This window comes from Mesorhizobium sp. Primo-A (genome assembly GCF_003997175.1).
In the GTDB taxonomy this organism is placed as follows: domain Bacteria; phylum Pseudomonadota; class Alphaproteobacteria; order Rhizobiales; family Rhizobiaceae; genus Mesorhizobium; species Mesorhizobium ciceri.
Map to the genome: position 1 here is coordinate 385,846 of NZ_RZTG01000004.1, position 17,144 is coordinate 402,989.

At 63.8% G+C, this 17,144-nt stretch carries 15 protein-coding genes and 1 pseudogene; 9 read left to right on the forward strand and 7 right to left on the reverse strand.

Features of this window, described 5'->3' with window-relative positions:
• The first annotated feature begins 49 nt into the window (after positions 1-49).
• A complete protein-coding gene (locus EOC83_RS10105) occupies positions 50-1,030 on the forward strand; it encodes a GlxA family transcriptional regulator (protein WP_024501969.1) in 981 nt (326 codons plus the stop codon).
• An 11-nt stretch (positions 1,031-1,041) separates the two neighbouring features.
• Here EOC83_RS10105 and EOC83_RS10110 read toward each other — a convergent pair whose 3' ends face one another.
• The 3 genes from EOC83_RS10110 to xylA all read right to left on the reverse strand — a co-directional run bounded on the left by EOC83_RS10110 (position 1,042) and on the right by xylA (position 3,550).
• Positions 1,042-1,251: a hypothetical protein gene (locus tag EOC83_RS10110; RefSeq protein WP_013528291.1), complete on the reverse strand. Its 210-nt coding sequence runs from the start codon at positions 1,249-1,251 to the stop codon at positions 1,042-1,044.
• Between the two features lie 260 nt (positions 1,252-1,511).
• Positions 1,512-1,988 carry an N-acetyltransferase gene (locus tag EOC83_RS10115; protein WP_063169800.1) on the reverse strand — a complete coding sequence of 159 codons (477 nt, stop codon included), beginning with the start codon at positions 1,986-1,988 and terminating at the stop codon, positions 1,512-1,514.
• Positions 1,989-2,224: 236 nt separating this feature from the next.
• Positions 2,225-3,550, reverse strand: coding sequence for a xylose isomerase (gene xylA / locus EOC83_RS10120; RefSeq protein WP_027161006.1), 1,326 nt, complete (start codon positions 3,548-3,550; stop codon positions 2,225-2,227).
• Positions 3,551-3,662: 112 nt separating this feature from the next.
• Here xylA and EOC83_RS10125 point away from each other — a divergent pair, with 112 nt between their 5' ends.
• A complete protein-coding gene (locus EOC83_RS10125) occupies positions 3,663-4,025 on the forward strand; it encodes a nuclear transport factor 2 family protein (protein ID WP_063169801.1) in 363 nt (120 codons plus the stop codon).
• Positions 4,026-4,057: 32 nt separating this feature from the next.
• Here EOC83_RS10125 and xylB read toward each other — a convergent pair whose 3' ends face one another.
• Positions 4,058-5,512 (reverse strand): xylulokinase, encoded by a 1,455-nt coding sequence (gene xylB, locus EOC83_RS10130; protein WP_063169802.1) that lies wholly within the window; start codon positions 5,510-5,512, stop codon positions 4,058-4,060.
• Between the two features lie 82 nt (positions 5,513-5,594).
• Complete coding sequence (locus EOC83_RS10135) at positions 5,595-6,917, reverse strand: tetratricopeptide repeat protein (protein WP_063169803.1); 1,323 nt, start codon at positions 6,915-6,917, stop codon at positions 5,595-5,597.
• Positions 6,918-7,141: 224 nt separating this feature from the next.
• On the opposite strand from EOC83_RS10135, the pseudogene EOC83_RS10140 reads away from it, so the two are divergent.
• A pseudogene (locus tag EOC83_RS10140) lies at positions 7,142-9,932 on the forward strand (autotransporter outer membrane beta-barrel domain-containing protein).
• Positions 9,933-9,951: 19 nt separating this feature from the next.
• On the opposite strand, the gene EOC83_RS10145 reads toward EOC83_RS10140, so the two are convergent.
• On the reverse strand, positions 9,952-10,575 hold the full coding sequence (locus tag EOC83_RS10145) for a LysE family translocator (RefSeq protein WP_023761181.1): 624 nt from the start codon (positions 10,573-10,575) through the stop codon (positions 9,952-9,954).
• Positions 10,576-10,671: 96 nt separating this feature from the next.
• On the reverse strand, positions 10,672-10,794 hold the full coding sequence (locus EOC83_RS33550; protein ID WP_013528283.1) for a hypothetical protein: 123 nt from the start codon (positions 10,792-10,794) through the stop codon (positions 10,672-10,674).
• 238 nt (positions 10,795-11,032) lie between these two features.
• Between EOC83_RS33550 and EOC83_RS10155 the strand changes: the two genes are divergently transcribed.
• From EOC83_RS10155 to EOC83_RS10180, 6 genes are all read left to right on the forward strand, one after another.
• Positions 11,033-11,800, forward strand: coding sequence for a L,D-transpeptidase (locus EOC83_RS10155; RefSeq protein ID WP_024501964.1), 768 nt, complete (start codon positions 11,033-11,035; stop codon positions 11,798-11,800).
• A 100-nt stretch (positions 11,801-11,900) separates the two neighbouring features.
• Positions 11,901-13,067: a diphosphate--fructose-6-phosphate 1-phosphotransferase gene (locus tag EOC83_RS10160; protein ID WP_013528281.1), complete on the forward strand. Its 1,167-nt coding sequence runs from the start codon at positions 11,901-11,903 to the stop codon at positions 13,065-13,067.
• 53 nt (positions 13,068-13,120) lie between these two features.
• Complete coding sequence (locus EOC83_RS10165) at positions 13,121-13,840, forward strand: MBL fold metallo-hydrolase (RefSeq protein ID WP_063170437.1); 720 nt, start codon at positions 13,121-13,123, stop codon at positions 13,838-13,840.
• 245 nt (positions 13,841-14,085) lie between these two features.
• Positions 14,086-15,606, forward strand: coding sequence for a DegQ family serine endoprotease (locus EOC83_RS10170; RefSeq protein ID WP_063169804.1), 1,521 nt, complete (start codon positions 14,086-14,088; stop codon positions 15,604-15,606).
• A 148-nt stretch (positions 15,607-15,754) separates the two neighbouring features.
• Complete coding sequence (locus EOC83_RS10175) at positions 15,755-16,366, forward strand: molybdopterin-dependent oxidoreductase (RefSeq protein ID WP_063170438.1); 612 nt, start codon at positions 15,755-15,757, stop codon at positions 16,364-16,366.
• Positions 16,363-17,109 carry an FAD-binding oxidoreductase gene (locus EOC83_RS10180; RefSeq protein WP_013528277.1) on the forward strand — a complete coding sequence of 249 codons (747 nt, stop codon included), beginning with the start codon at positions 16,363-16,365 and terminating at the stop codon, positions 17,107-17,109. Before EOC83_RS10175 ends, EOC83_RS10180 begins: the two co-directional genes overlap by 4 nt.
• Positions 17,110-17,144 lie beyond the last annotated feature (35 nt).

Below are 17,144 nucleotides of genomic sequence, written 5' to 3' on the forward strand. Positions count from 1 at the left end.
CAACAATGCCCGACTTGCCGGAAACTGTTTTGCGTTTTACGAAGCTTCCATGACGAAAAGCGAAAAACCAACGATCTTTCGCGCCGAGCGCTCGCCGCTTAGGGTGACGCTGCTGGTATTTTCCGGTTCGTCGATCATGTGCGTCGCATCCGCCGTCGATCCACTGCGCGCGGCCAACCGCATCTCCGGCGAGACCCTGTTCGATTTCAAGCTGGTCTCGGTGACCGGCGAGGCTCCAGTCACCACTTGCGGCCTGCCGGTGGCGGTCGGCGGCCGCTTCGATGCGGGCGAGTCGACCGACGTTCTTGTCGTCGTCGCCGGCTTCGGCACCCAGAACTATGCAACCTCGGCTCTGTTGTCCGGCCTGCGCCGGGCCGCACGGACAGCACGCGCTTGCGGCGGTGTCGAAGCCGGCACCTGGCTGGTGGCGCGCGCCGGCCTGCTGGAAGGACGCAGCGCCACCACCCACTGGGAGGACATGGAGGATTTTTCCTCGGCATTCCCCGGCGTCGATGTCCGCCCTGACCGCTATGTTATCGACGGGCCGGTGTTCACCTCGGGCGGCGCGTCGCCGACCTTCGACCTGATGCTGCATCTCATCCGCACGAGGCTCGGCATGGCCGTCGCGCTCGATGTCGCCAGCGTCTTCATCTACGACCAGGCGCGCGCCGCCACCGACGCACAGCCGCTGGTCTCGCTCGGCCGGCTCGATGGCTATGATCCGCGGCTGGCGCAAGCGATCCGGCTGATGGAAGCGCATGTCGACCAGCCGCTGACCATTGAAGCGGTGGCCAAGCGCGCCGGCGTGACGGCACGGACGCTGGAGAGCATCTTTCGCAAATCGATCGGCGAGACACCGGGCGCCTATTATCTCAGGCTGCGCCTGGGCGCCGCGCGCCGGCTGGTGGTCGATACAAGGATCGCCATGGCCGATATTGCCGGGCGGACCGGATTCTCATCCGCCGCGGCGTTTTCAAGAGCGTTTTCAAGGGCTTTCGGCGAAGCGCCGGTCAGGCTGCGCCGGGGCTGACTATGATAGAATCAGGCAGCGTTCTGACGGTCGCTGCCGCCGTCGATCTGCGAGCGCATTTGCTTGGCAAGATGGGTCTCGAAACGGCTGGCCACAGCGCGATCCCATTCGTTCGAGCGGCGCGTGCCGTCCTTCGGATGCGGCATTGCCATCAGCCGGTCGATGATCGATCCAGCCTCGCCAGGTGAGAGCAGGGCGTCGATTTCACGTTCGTTCTGCATATCGGTTCGCCTCCTTCTTCCTCTCCCGCCACGAGCCACTCTTATACGAGATTCGTGACGGCAGTTTGAAGGCAAGAGCGAGGTCATTGAAGGGCGTCGAAGGGCAAAACCATGTCGCTGGACCGGGCCATGCGCAAAGCTGTTCCTGCGCCCAGGCAGGTCAGGTCAACGAGAAATCTATTGTTGGATTGCGCAATTCCCAAGGCAAAGCGCTGTACGCTTTTCCCGGGGAAACCGGTACCCACTTTTCCTGGAATTGCTCAAAGCCGCTTTTCGAACAGCACCGTGGTGAAGCCACTGTCCCATTCGTCATCGGGATAGCGGCTTTTCTCGATATAGCCGACCGCTTTGTAGAGTGCTTGTGCGGGCAGGTTGAACGTGTCGGTCTCCAGCCGCGCCTGCGCCAATCCGGCCGCACTGACCGCCTGTTCGGCATGGGAAAGCAGCTTGCGGCCGACACCTTGGCCTTGACGGGATGCCATCACGTGCAGGGCCTCGATGAAATCCGCGCGCCAATGGATCAAGCCGGCGACCTCGCCATCGATCTCGGCAATGGCGAATTCAGGCCAGCTCTGGTCGACATAGCGCCCGCCAATATCCGTCTCGACATAGCGTTGCGCGGCTGCTTCGGTGATGTTCGGCAGCCAGGTGCCTTCGAAGGTTTCCTGCAGCACCTGCTTCAGCGCCGGAATATCGCTCGCCTGCGCAGGGCGCACGATGATTCGATCCTCTGCCATTTCCGTCTCCTGCCAATGCATGTCGCCCAAAGTGCACAGCGGTTTGGGACGACGACATGCCGCCGCACGGGCCCTCTTTCGGTGACACGTGTAGCGTCCTGGTCCCACGCAGGCTGCCGAAGATCTGTGCGATCCTCGGCAGCTTGTCGCGAAGTGGGCTGACTAGCAGATGGCGATGGCGGCGGCTTTCAGCCAGTGGCGCCGGATGTCGGTCCAAAGATGAAGCGGCGCTCGCCCTACACGTAGCGGTTGACGATGTTTTCCAGCAGTTCCTGGCGGCCGGACCTCGGCTGCGGCTCGATCTTCTTCTTGACGACACGCTCGGCGATATCCTCAAGCGTGCGCTTGCCGGCAAGCATCGCCTTGCCCTCGGCCGTGTTCCAGCCGGCATAGCGTTCGGCCAGCGGCGCCGACAGTGCCTTGTCCTCGACCATGCGCGCCGCGGCTTTCAGGCCGCGAGCGCAAGAGTCCATGCCGCCGATATGGCCGATCAGCAGGTCCTGCGGATCGAGCGACTGGCGGCGCAGCTTGGCGTCGAAATTGGTGCCGCCGGTCTTGAAGCCGCCAGCCTGCAGGACTTGGTAGTAGGCCAGTGCCATTTCCGGCACGTTGTTGGGGAACTGGTCGGTGTCCCAGCCCGACTGGTAGTCGTTGCGGTTCATATCGATCGAACCGAAAATGCCGAGCGCATTGGCCAGAGCCAGTTCGTGCTCGAAGGAATGGCCGGCCAGGATGGCGTGGCCCTGCTCGATATTGACCTTGACCTCCTTCTCCAGCCCGAAGCGCTTGAGGAAGCCGTAGACCGTGGCGACATCGTAATCGTACTGATGCTTGGTTGGCTCCTGCGGCTTCGGCTCGATCAGGATCGTGCCCTTGAAGCCGATCTTGTGCTTGTAGTCGACGACCATGCTGAGGAACCGGCCGGCCTGTTCCTGCTCGCGCGCAAGGTCGGTGTTGAGCAGGGTCTCATAGCCTTCGCGCCCGCCCCACAGCACGTAGTTTTCGCCCTTCAACCGCTTGGTGACGTCGATACAGCTTTTTACCGTCGCCGCCGCATAGGCAAAGACATCCGGATCGGGATTGGTGGCCGCGCCCGACATGAAGCGGCGGTTGGAGAACAGATTGGCGGTGCCCCAAAGCAGCTTGACGCCGGTCTGCTTCATCTTGCCCGCGAAGTAGTCGGCGATCTCATCGAGGCGCGCCGCACTCTCGGAAAAATCCTTGCCTTCCGGCCGTACATCGGCGTCGTGGAAGCAGAAGTAGGGCGCGCCGAGCAACGAGAACATCTCGAAGGCGACGTCTGCTTTCAGTTTTGCCAGCTCCATCGTGTCGACGCCGCCGGCCTTGGGAAACCACGGCCGGTCGAAAGTCTGGCCGCCGAACGGATCGCCACCCGGCCAGGCAAAGGAGTGCCAGTAGGCAACGGCGAAGCGCAGATGATCTTCCAGCCGCTTGCCGGCGACGACCTCATCGGGATTGTAGAACCTATAGGCCAGCGGATTGGTCGAATCCGGCCCTTCATATTTGATCTTCTGGATGTCGCCGAAAAATCCACTGCTCATGATTTCTGTCCTCTCACAAAGTTCTGACGCCATTACCTCAGGCGTAATTGGTTTCACGCCGGCGCTGGTTGAAAAGGGTCATGTCAAAGCCACCAAACGAAGGAGACAGACCATGACCGACCTCACCAAGATCGCTGAAAACTACATCACCGCCTGGAACGAAAGCGATGCCGGCCGCCGGGCCGAATTGCTCAAGGCGACCTTCACGGAAGACGTCAGCTACCGCGATCCGCTCATGCAGGGTGATGGCCATGAAGGCGTCGCGGCTCTGATCGACGGCGTGCAGCAGCGCTTTGCCGGTTTCCGGTTCTCGCTGAAGGGTACGCCGGACGGTTTTGCCGACAAGATCCGCTTCTCGTGGAATCTCGGACCTGAGGGGACGCCTTCGGTGATCGAAGGTACCGACATCGGAATCATCGAGAACGGCCGCCTCAAGAGCGTCACCGGTTTTCTCGACAAGGTGCCGGCGCAGTGAGCCGGACAGCCGCGGCGTGGGCGAAAGATCGCTCACGCCGTGGCGACCCTGATTGCCGGATAAAGCGCCCGGTAGCGCTGATAGGCATCGGCATAGGCGCCGCCGAGCGCCGCATCCGGTTCGATAGTTGCGTCCGTCCTCGGGGCCGTACAGATTTCGAGCGGATCGGCACCCGTCGCCGCGATCAGGCCGAGCCGCGCGGCACCAAAGGCGGCGCCGAAGTCGCCGTCGGCAGGAATGTCGACAGGCAGTTGAAGCGCGGTGGCAATCGCCTTCAACCAGTAGCGTGAGCGCGAACCGCCGCCGATCGCCGTCACCCGCGTCAAGGCTGTGCCGGCCGTGGCCAGCGCTTCGAGGCTGTCGCGAAAGGCAAAGGCTACACCCTCCAGCACGGCCTGGGTCAGCACGGCACGGCTCGATTGATGCGCCAGTCCGGTGAACGCGCCGCGAATGGCGGAATCATTGTAGGGCGTGCGCTCACCCGAGAGGTATGGCAGGAAGGACACGCCGCTCGGCGCCTTCAATGTGTCGCCGAGCTCAGTGGTCAACTCGCCGGCGCTCTTCCCGGTGATTTCCGACAGCCAGTTGAGCGAATCGGTTGCCGACAGGATGACCCCCATCTGGTGCCAGGTGTTCGGAAGCGCGTGGCAGAAGGTGTGAACCGCGCTAGCCGGGTTGGGCAGGTAGGAAGCGTTGGCGGCAAACAGCACACCCGACGTGCCGAGCGAAACAAAAGCGTGGCCGGCGCCAACCGTGCCCATGCCGCAGGCCGAGGCCGCGTTGTCGCCGGCGCCACCGGCGATCGGAATGCCGGCCTGGACGCCCCACTTCGATGCCAATTCGCTGCGCAATGCGCCTGCCTTCTGCGTACCCTCGACCAGCGACGGCATCTGCTTTTCATCGAGCGATGTCGCCGCGAGCAAATCCGCACTCCAGCGCCGCTTGCCGACATCGAGCCAGGACGTGCCGGCAGAATCCGACATTTCCGAAATGTGCTCGCCCGAAAGCCAGAGCCGCAGGAAATCCTTGGGCAGCAGCACTTTTGCGACCTTGGCGAAGACAGCGGGCTCGTTTTTCTTCACCCAGGCCAGTTTCGGCGCGGTGAAACCGGGAAAGACGATGTTGCCGGTCAGGGCGCGGAAACGCGGATCGGCATCGAGGACGGCGGCCTCGGCATGGCTGCGCGTGTCGTTCCACAGGATGCAGGGGCGCAGCACCTTGTCGGCGGCGTCAAGCAGCGTGGCGCCATGCATCTGGCCGGACAGGCCAATGCCCTTGACTGCCGCGAGTTCATGCGGATGGGAGGATTTGAGCTCGGCGATTGCGTCTTCGCAGGCCCGGATCCAGTGCTCGGGATTCTGTTCCGACCAGCCGGGGTGCGGCCGTGAAACATCAAGCGAACCATGGCCGGAACCGATGACGGTTTGCCCGGCATCGATCAGCAGCGCCTTGACGCCCGACGTCCCGAGATCGAGGCCCAGATACATGTCTTCCTCCCACGCCAGTTAATTTTTTCGGGTCTCGAAAAAATCTGGCTTGGCCAGTTTTTAAAACAAGATCCGCTTCGGGTCAATTCTCCGACAAATCGGCGGCGCGTCGCACAAACAGCGCTGACAGCGGACTGTCGGGCCGCGCCATCGAACGCTCCGCCGTGAGCGCCTTGGCCAGCGCACCCTCACCGGCGCGCAAGGCCGCCTCGATCAGCGTCAGGTCGATGACGTCGCGCTGGGCGTGGCTGCCACCGAAACGATGTGCGATCGCGCGGATCGGCCGGATCAGGCGCGCGGTCTCGGCGTAGCTGCCCTCACCGAATGCCTTGATGGCGAGCGTCAGCGGATGGCCGACATCCCGCGTGAAAGCCGCATTGTCGTCGCTGCCACGCATGGCCTCGCGCTGAGCCTCGAGCAAGGCGAGGGCCGGCGCATCTAACCCGGCACCCACGAAGGCCATCATCGCGTGGGCGTCGTTGAAGGCATAAAGACCCGCTCCCGCCTTGCCCCAGTTGGCGGCGAGTGCCGCCCAGCGGTCGCCGACATCGACGCCGCCGAGGTGGAGCCGCCACAGGATTGCCGAGGCATCGACCATGTTGAGCGCCATCGTCGATTGCACGCTGTAGATAGGGCCGTCATAGAGGGCCAGCACCGCGTCGGTCTCGCCGAGATCATAGTGGAACAGCGCCAGGTGCCACCAATTGTGGACCTGCAGGAAGCTCTCCCGTGTCCACGCTTCCGGATTGGCGCGCATCCAGGCAATGCCATCCCTTTGCCGGCTTTGCATCTCCATGACATGGGCGACGGCGTGCTGCGCCCAGCCGTCGCGCGGCTCGATGTCGACTGCCTCGCGGCCAAGCTGCTCGGCCCTGACATAGTCACCCATTTCCTCCAGCCCGAAAGCCTGCATGCCGAGCATGGCGTGGTAGCCGGGCATGCCGCTTTGCCACGAAGGCAGGGCACGAGCGATGCGGTCGCGCAGCATGCGGGCATTGCCGGTGAAGAAATCGATCTGGTGGCCGACCTGCAGCGCCAGCCCGTCGCGCGGGGTCTCGATGGTGATGTCCTCGAGAACGCGGCTGGCCTCATGCCAGCGCCCGCTGGCGAGATGGCCAAGGGCCGAGACATGCGCCCGCTCGCGCGTGGTCGCGGCAAGCGGCAGTGCGGCCTCGTGGCAAGCCTTGGCCACGGCCGTCGCCTCCCGCTCGGTGGCGAGGCCGAACAGATATCCCTTGAAGACATGGGCCATGACGAAGCCGGGATCTTCCGCGATGGCGCGGTCGACGGAAGCTACGGGATCGCCGATGAAGCACTGCAGTTCACGCACTGCCTGGCTGTAAGGCGTGAATCCCGCCTCCGTCGCGCCCGAAAGTGCCAGGCCGAATGCGTCCCTGATTGCCATGCGATGTCCTTTATCGACCCGTGACAGGCCCTTGATCCTTCGGCCCAAAGCGATCCTAAAGCATAGGCCACGGACACGCCAACCGTGCGCTACGCCAGACCTTTCAGTAGTCTTTGCAGTTTAGCAACCATGCGGGGCAGATTAGGCTTTGTAAAATTGAATGAATTGTGTCTTCATTGCGGCGGCTGGCGGGGGCTGGAAATCGCGAATCGAGAGGGGACGCGATGCGGCATGTGAAGAACTCGCTTCCGAACAGTCGTTCGGCGGATGCGCAGGTGACAATTGCTTCGCAACGGCGAAAGCCGCATCCGTTACATCCGTGGCTTATTAGCATCCTCTCAACTACAGCTTTTGCGTTGCTGCCCAACTCCGCCGCGTTTGCCGCATGCGTGCTGGCTCCATCCGCCGGAAACACCGTCTACACCTGTGACAGCGGCGACTCAGCCGGCAGCCTCACCGATCTCGACGGCGACAACACGCTGAATTTTCCCGCCGGCGGCACCGGGCAGATATCAGGCAATGTGACCTTTGGCGTCGGCACGGACCGGCATCGACATGCAGTCAGGCACCATAACCGGCACCGTCGATCAGGGTGGCGGCACGGATTTCTTCAAAATTGGCGCGGGCACCGTCACCGGCAATGTCCAGCAGGGCGCCGGCATCGACGACTTCAACATGAGCGGCGGCCAGATCGGCTCGCTCAACCAGGGCGACGGCCTCGACACCTTCACCATGACCGGCGGACGCATCGTCGATTTCTTCGACGATGGCGACCACGCCGTGATGACCGGTGGCCGCATCGGCCGGGTCAACATGAAGCTCGATCAGAACTATTTCAACATGTCAGGCGGCACCATCGACCGCAACCTCGTCACTGGCTTCGACAAGGACACGATCATCCTGTCGGGCGGCACCATCGGCGGCAACATCAGCGTCAGCGGCGGCAATGACAGCGTCACGGTCACCGGCGGCACGGTCGGTGGCGATATACTGATGAGCTTTGGCGCCGACAATTTCGTCTGGAACGGTGGCGGCATCATCTATGGTTCCGTCGATCTCGGCGGCGATAACGACACCGCCAGGCTCAGCAACCTCACCAACGCCAATCTCGGTGCCACGGATGCCATATCAGGTGGTGCCGGCACCGATGCGCTGACCCTGGACAACGTCAAACTGGATGGCGTCAGCCGGCTCCAGAACTGGGAAAGCATCGACGCCACCAATGACACCCAGCTGACGATGGACAGCAATCTGGTGCTCGGCGACAGCGGCACCGGCACGGGTTCGCTCAGTGTCGATGCCGCAAGCACGCTCTACGGCGGCGGCTTCAATGCGGCGATCCAGGCGTTTACGGCAGGCCAGCTGGCGCAGGTCACCAATGCCGGGCGCATCGACCTGACCAATGGCAGCACCGGCGCCACCGACAGCCTGACGATTTCGGGCAATTATGTCGGCCTGGGTGGCCTGCTGCTTATCCAGACCGAGCTCGGTGACGATTCCTCCGCATCCGACAAGTTGGTCCTGTCGAGCGGAACGGCTTCCGGTTCGACCGGCATCTCCGTGGTCAATCTCGGCGGCGCGGGGGCTGCGACCACGCAGGACGGCATCATGGTCATCCAGGCAATCAACGGCGCCACCTCGGGCGCCACGACATTCGCGCTCGACGCCCCGGTCGCCGCCGGGGCCTTTGAATATTATCTGTTCAAGGGCGGCGTCAGCGCCGGCAGCGAGGAGAACTGGTACCTGCGCTCGACGCTGAACACGCCGGCCCCGCCGGCCGCAGCCCCGCCGGCGCTGGAGCCTGCTCCGCCGCCGGCACCTGAGCCGCCGGCGGCCGAACCGCCGCCGCCGCCGCCCATCGACCCTGCGCCGCCGCCTCCGCCGGAATCCACCCCCGGCGATCCCGATCCGGTTGATCCGGCGCCGCCGGTCGTGCCGACCGATCCGCCGCCCGCGACACCACCGGCACCACCACCGGCACCAGTGGCGGATCCGCCCCCGCCACCGCCGGTGGTGCCAACTGAGGTGCCCGACCTGCCGACACCGGCGGCGGGCGAGGAAATCCTGCTCTATCGCATCGAGGTTCCGGTCTATTCGGCCTTGCCGCCGGTCGCCGAACATCTGGCGATGACGACGCTCGGCACATTCCACGAACGGCGCGGCGAGCAGAGCCTGTTGTCGAACACCGAGCTGTCGCCGGTCTGGGGCCGCATCTTCGGTCAGGACAGCAAGATGGCCTATTCAGGAACGGTATCGCCGTCCTTTGACGGCACCCTGTTCGGCCTCCAGGCGGGCTTCGATCTGTTCGGCCGCGAAACCGCGTCGGGCCAGACCGATCGCGCCGGCCTGTTCGTCGCCTATGCCAGCATGAATGGCGACGTGCGCGGCCAGGCGCTGGGCAGGGACAATCTGTCCGTCGGCAGCATGGATATCAACGGCACCAGTATCGGCGGCTACTGGACCCGGATCGGTCAGGGTGGCTGGTACCTGGACGGCGTCCTCATGGCCACCTTCTTCGGCGGCAACGCAACATCGTCGCGCGACATTGGCATCGACGTCGGCGGGACCGGCGTCACCGCTTCGCTGGAAGGCGGCTATCCCATCGCGCTGGCGCAAGGCTGGACGCTTGAACCGCAGGCGCAACTGGTCTGGCAGCAATTGTCGCTCGACGATGCGTCGGACCGCTTTGCTTCGGTTTCCTTCGATACGGACGGCAGCGTGACCGGCCGGCTCGGCGCACGGCTGCAAGGCGAAACAGCGATCAATGGCATGGCGCTGCAGCCGTATCTCAAGGCCAACATCTGGCACGATTTCGGCGGCACCAGCCATGTCAATTTCGACACCACCGACATCTCGACCGAGGGCAGATCGACCTCGTTCGAGTTCGGCGGCGGCGTGATTGCCAAGGTGACGGACAAGGTCAGCATCTTCGCCACCGGCGACTACACCACCAATCTCGGTGGCGACAAGCGTCGGATCCTCGAAGGCAATCTGGGCTTCAGCGTCAAATGGTAAGGCCGGTCAAAAAGACAGCTTAATTGCTGGAACGCATCGCCACCGTGGCGATGCCGGCGCCGACCAGCAGCGTACCGCCGGTGCGGTTGAAGATGCGGATCGCCTTGGGATTGCGCACCACGTTGCGTGCGCGTGCCGCGATCAGCGCATAGCCGAAGGCATTGGCGAAGGCGAGCGCCAGGAAGGTCGTCTCGAAGATCAGCATCTGCGTCCAGAAATCGGCGTGCCGGTCGAGGAACTGCGGCAGGAAGGCAACGAAGAACGTGATGCTTTTCGGGTTGAGCGCGGTGACCAGCCAGGCGTGCGCCATCATCTTGGCCGAGGAGACCGCGTCGGTGCGCGGTTCGGCCTTCAACGCGCCGCCGGCGCGAAACAGTTTCACGCCAAGATAGATCAGATAACCGGCGCCGATCAGCTTCAGGATGGTGAAGACGGTCGCCGAGGCCGCCAGCAGCGCGCCGATACCCAGCATCGACAACGTCATCGCAGTGAAATCCCCCAACGCCACGCCGACGGCCATCGGCAGAGCGGTACGCCAGCCCTGGCCCAGCGCATAGGACACGACCAGCAGGATGGTCGGACCTGGAATGATGAGAAGGATCGTCGATGCGGCAGCGAAGGCGGCCCAGTTTTCGAAGGACATGCTCGTCTCCTTTGAGCTTAAAGAAGAGGATAAATCCTTAGGCCCGGGAGAATGTAAAGAGGCGATTTCCCTAACTGCGCCAGCGGCAGATCGGTGTCAGTTCGCGCCGCTCAGCGTGCTCACTATATCGGCCAGGCTGACATTGGCACCGAGAACGGTTGCCGCCGCGACAATGGCAGCGGCAAAAAGCTTGATGTCGGTTTTTAAGGTCTTGCACATGGAGGCCCCTCGCTGATGGTTCGAGGAGTAGGAGACGCCGGCGCCGGGAATATGACTCGACCGAGGTCTTTTTGTGCAGCAGCCTTCGTTCAAGTTCAGGCAAGAAGGTCGAACATCGCCAAGGCCATGCGCAAATGCAGGCTGTGCAAGGTCTTCACGCTTTATCAACCATGAATGAGGAAAATGCCTGCTATCCGGCCGGACCGTGCTTCCCGCCGACAGCGTAGGGTCTGGGTATATGCGTGAGTTGCCGCAAGGTCTGACGCCGCCGCGAAATGGCGACGCAATCGAAACCGATCATCATCTTTCCCGCCGCGCCATCCTGTCCGGGGCAGGGGCGCTTGCGCTGCTGAGCGCCGCCGGTTGCTCGACCTCGGGCGGCGGCCTGCCGGCGCTCGAGCTCGACGACGTCACCACGGGTTCCGTGCGGCCGATCCGGCCAAGCATCAGCGTCGACAAGAACGTCACCAGTCCCGGGGTCATGTATGCCGGGCTGACCGACGGCGGCTTCAACGTTCCGGAAGTGCCATATCTGAAGGTCAAGCCGGAATTCCGCCGCCAGATCGTCGTCGACACGACAGGCGAGGCGCCCGGCACCATCGTCGTCCATCTCAAGGAGCGCATGCTCTATTTGGTCCAGCCGGGCGGCGATGCCATCCGTTATGGCGTCGGCATCGGCAAGGACGGTTTCCGCTGGTCCGGCCGCGCCAACATCCAGTACGGCAGGGAATGGCCGACCTGGACGCCGCCGCCGGAGATGATCGCCCGCAAGCCTGAACTGGTGAAATGGCAGGCCGGACAGCCCGGCGGCCTCACCAATCCGCTCGGCGCGCGTGCCCTCTACATCTACCAGGACGGCAAGGACACCGGCTATCGCATCCACGGTTCGCCCGAATGGTGGAGCATCGGGCAAGCGATGTCGTCGGGCTGCGTGCGCCTGATCAACCAGGACATCATCGACCTCTACAGCCGCGTCTCCAAGAAAAATCCGGTCGTCGTCGTCTGACGCTTATGCGGCGTGTTGGCGCCGCTCGAAACTCCCGTTGCGCGATGCGACAAGACAGGCCAAGGTGCCTTGAAAACCATCGCGCCGGGAGAAATCAAGCATGGCTGGAACGTTTGTCATCGCGCAGGGCGGCGGCCCAACCGCCGTCATCAACCAGACGGTTGTCGGGGCGACGCTGGAGATCCGCAAGCGGCATCCCGGTGCCAAGGTGCTGGGCTCGATCCATGGCGTGCGCGGCATCCGTGACGGCAATTATGTCGACCTTTCCGCCATTCCGGAAGACCGCCTGCGGCTGATTGCCGGCACGCCGAGCGCCGCCCTCGGCTCGACGCGCGACAAGCCCGACGCCGCCTATTGCGATGTCATCCTCAACGGCCTGAAGAAGGCCGGCGCCGACGCCTTCATCTATATCGGCGGCAACGACACGTCGGGTACCCAGCAGATCCTGACCGACGCCGCCGGCGGCTCAATTGCCTTTGTTCATGCGCCAAAAACCATCGACAATGATCTCGAGGAAAACGACCACACGCCGGGCTTTATTTCGGCGGCCGAGTTCGTCGCCGGCGCCTTCCTGTCCGTCGATCTCGATTTTCGCGCGCTGCCCGGCATCTATGTCGGCATCGTCATGGGCCGGCATGCGGGCTTCCTGACCGCGGCTGCCGCTGCCTGGCAGCTCGACCCCGACAGCGGCCCTCATCTCGTCTACGTGCCCGAGCGGCCGTTCTCGGCCGCTGGCTTCATCGACGACGTGCGTGCCACGCTCGATCGCCACAAGCGCTGCATCGTCGCCGTTTCGGAAGGCGTCAGCACCGCCGACGGCAAGGCATTGGTCGAAAGCCTGGTGCCGCCGGACAAGCTTGAGCGCGACGCGCATGGCAACGTCAAGCTGTCGGGCAGCGACCTGCCGGCCGCACTCGAGCGCGCGTTGGCGGAAGGCCTGCCCGGCAAGCGTGCCCGCGTCGACGCGCTCGGCTACATGCCGCGCGGCTATATCGGCGCCATCAGCGCGGTCGACGCGCAGGAGGCTTTCGATGCCGGCGCTTTCGCGGTCACCGTCGCCGAACAGGGCGGCGGCTCGGTGGCGCTGCAATATGACGGCACCAGAACGGTGCTGAAGAAAGTGCCGCTCAAGAACGTCGCCGGCAAGACCCGCCACATGCCTGACGATTTCATGAAGCCCGACGTCAATCAGCTGTCGGATGCCGGCATGGCCTATCTCAAGCGGCTGGTGCCGGAAAAGTACAAGGTCGGGAAGCCCTTCGTCTGATGCCGGGCTCACACCTGATGCCCGGCTCACTTCGTATGCCGGACTCACACTTGATGCCGAGCTGGTTCAGCAGGAGCGTGGTCGACGGCAAGACGACGATGCTGACCGAGCCCTTCGTGCATGCCTATGTTCGGGCCAATATCTGGCATCTGCGCGGTCGCGATGCCGACCTGCTCGTCGACACCGGTATGGGCATCTGTCCGCTGGCGCCGCAGATCGAGACGCCGCAGGGCAAGCCGTTGCTGGTCGTTGCCACCCACATCCATCTCGACCACGTCGGCTCGCTGCATGAATTCCCGTTGCGGGCCGGGCCAAGAATGAGCGCGGCTCGGTTCGAGACCATGGATGAGGCCGCGACTTACGCCTACATGTTCCACGACCTCGAGGGTGCCGTCTCGAAACTGCCGGCGTCCGGATGGAAGTCGGCCGACTACAGGATCCCGCCCGCGCCGTTGACGCGAACCCTGGACGAGGGCGATGTCGTCGATCTTGGCGACCGGCAATTTCGCGTGCTGCATTTGCCGGGCCATTCACCGGATTCGATCGCGCTGTTCGACGAGGCCGACGGACTGTTCTTCAGCGGCGATGCCATCTACGACGCCATGCTGATAGACGACCTGCCGGATTCCGACCGGGCCGCCTATATCAGTACGATGCGGCGCCTGCTCGACCTGCCGATCCGTATCGGTCATGGAGGACACGGACCGAGCTTCGACGGCAAGCGCATGCGCGAGATTGCTACGGCCTATCTCGGACGAATCGCCGGTGGCTGAGGCTCCAGCGAGGCAGCAAGGCGCGACCCGACGACTTTGTGACCCTGCCGCCGTGCGGATATTAAATCTTCGTAAGGTCGCCCGAAAACCCTAAATCGGGCCAATCCGCGCCCTAGATGCAAGGCCGTCGATCCGGTTGGCTGCCATGTAGGCGAGACGGGCAATTGCAACCTCGACACGCCGATGACCGATTTCCCGCATGGGAGGCCACGGCGCTGGATCAACTCTCGCCCGGACAAACGACCATGTCAGATATCCTTCGTAGGCATCGCGTCGCGGCCTTGCTGGGCGCTGCGCTGATCATATCCCCCTTCGTCATGTCTTTCGCCCAAAGCGCGGGCAACACCGTTCCGACGACCCAGACACCTGTTGCCGGCATCACTGCGCCCAATGGCTCGTTCGCACCCATCGTTGCCGCCGACAAGCCGGCGGTGGTGACGGTCACCACGGTCATGAAGGCACAGCCTGAAACGATGAGCGATGCCTCTCCTTTCGACGGCGGCTCGCCTTTCGACGACTATTTCCGCCAGTTCTTCGGTGACCAGGGCATGCCGACGCCCAAGACGCCGCCGCAACAGCAACCGCAGCGCGCCGAGGCGCTGGGTTCCGGCTTCATCGTCGCCTCCGACGGCACCATCGTCACCAACAATCACGTCATCGATGGGGCCTCTTCGATCAAGGTGACGCTCGACGACGGCACCGAACTTCCGGCCAAGCTCATCGGCCGCGATGCCAAGAACGATCTCGCCGTGCTGAAGATCAAGTCGGACAAACCCCTGCCGACCGTCAAATGGGGCGATTCCGACAAGCTTATGCCAGGCGACCAGGTGCTGGCCTTCGGCAACCCGTTCGGCATCGGCACCACCGTCACGGCAGGTATCGTCTCGGCGCGCGGCCGTGACCTGCATAGCGGGCCGTTCGACGATTTCATCCAGATCGACGCGCCGATCAACCACGGCAATTCCGGCGGCCCGCTGGTGGATGTCGCGGGCAATGTCGTCGGCATCAACACGGCGATCTATTCGCCCAATGGCGGCAGCGTCGGCGTCGGCTTTGCCATTCCGTCGGACCAGGCCCAGAAGGTGGTGGCCAAGCTGATGAAGGGCGGCTCCATCCAGTACGGCTATCTCGGCGTTCAGATCCAGGAGGTGACACCGGATGTCGCGAGCGCCATCGGGCTCGACCATCCCGGCGGCGCGCTGGTTTCAGAGGTCAATGACGGCTCGCCGGCGGCCAAGGCCGGCATCGAGACGGGCGACGTCATCACCAGCTTTGCCGGGCAGGACGTGAAGGACCCCAAGGACCTGTCGCGGGCGGTCGCCGATGTCGCGCCGGGCGCCATGGAAACGGTCGACGTCTGGCGCAAAGGCAAGCCGATGCGGATTTCCGTCGATGTCGGCCAGAACAGCGCCGATGCGAAGACCGCGTCGCTGGATGACGGGTCCGACACGCCCAGCGCCGGGCGCGCTCCGGCGATAGGGCTCGGCTTGATGGATATAACGCCCGACATTCGCCAGCAGATGAACCTAGCCGGCAAGCAGCACGGCGCGGTGGTTGCCAGCGTCAATCCCGACAAAGCCGCCGCCGCTTCCGGAATACAGGCCGGCGACATCATCGTTGCCGTCAATCAGGTGCCGGTTAAGAACGCCAGGCAGGTAACCCAGGCAATCGCGCAAGCCGGCAAGTCTGGCCGCAAGTCGGTGCTGTTGCTGGTCGAGCGTGGCGACGCTCAGATCTACATCGCGGTGCCTTTTGCCAATGGCTGAGTAATGGCCTTGACGTGAACGGGACCGGCAGGGTTCGTCGGCGACGATCCCCTCCGGCCTCCGGCCGTCAAGATTTTGGTTGCCCGCCACGACATCTTCGAGAACATTGCATCAGGCTGATGTCGGCCCGATGCAGGAGATTGCCGCGATGGTCACCCGAGGTTTCTCTTCAGGACGGCGCCCGCCAACCGATGACGATGCCCGCATCCCGCCCGGCCAATATCTGGAACAGGGTTTTCCGGTGCTGTCGGCCGGTCCGACGCCGCGCGTGCGCACCGAGGATTGGTTTTTCACGCTGAAACATGGGCCACGGCCGATCAAGAAATGGAACTGGGCCGAGTTCAACGCGCTGCCGCTGACCAAGATGACGCGCGATATCCATTGCGTGACCGCATGGACCAAGTTCGACACGCCGTGGCAGGGCGTGCTGGTCGACGATATCCTTGCCGACGCGGGTGTGGAGCCGCCGACCGGCTTCACGCTGGCGCACGCGTTCGACGGTTACACCACCAATGTGCCGGTCAAGGATCTCACCGCCGGCAAGGCCATGGTCGCGCTGCTCTACGAAGGCAAGCCGATCACGCCGGATCATGGCGGCCCGGCAAGGCTGCTGGTGCCGCATCTCTATTTCTGGAAGTCGGCCAAATGGCTGAACGGCCTGCAATTCACCTCGCGCGACGAGCCCGGTTTCTGGGAATTGCGCGGCTACCATATCTATGGCGACCCATGGCGCGAGCAACGCTACACGAACGATCCATGAGCGATACGGCGGCAGTGCAGTCGCCCTGGCAAACAGCCGGCATCGTCCGCATCGAAAAGCGCACGCCGCGTGTCACCAGCTTCTTTTTTCAGCCGTCTCGGCCCTTCGCCTATCGCGCCGGGCAGCATGTCGACGTCAGGCTGACGGCGCCGGACGGCTATCAGGCGCGCCGCTCCTATTCCATCGCCTCCGCGCCCGAAACGAATGGCGCAATCGAACTGGCGATCGAAAAACTCGACGATGGCGAGGTTTCGCCCTTCTTCCACGAGGTCGCGGCAATTGGCGACGAAATCGAACTGCGCGGGCCGCTTGGCGGGCATTTCGTCTGGCCGAAGGATGAGAGTGGGCCGCTTGTGATGGTCGGCGGCGGTTCGGGCGTCGTGCCCTTGATGTCGATGATCCGCCACCGCGCCGCACGGAATTCAGCGGTGCCCGTCGTCCTGGTCTTTTCGGTCCGGGTCTGGGACGAAGTGATCTTTCGTGACGAGCTGATCGCCCTCGACGAGCGTCAGGACGGCTTCGAGCTGGTGCTGACACTGACCCGCGAAGCCGCACGCCGCCCGGCCGACTATGCGCGGCGGGTGGACGTCGCGATGATGGCGCAAGCCATGGCGCGGCTGCCCGAGCCGCCCGGTCTCGCCTTCGTCTGCGGCTCCAATGCCTTCGTTTCCGCGGCAGCCCAGGCGCTGATCGATGCCGGCGTTGCAGCCGAAATCATCCGCACCGAACGCTACGGAGTTTGAGCGGACGCCGCCTTGCGAGAAAGGTTCGTCGGATT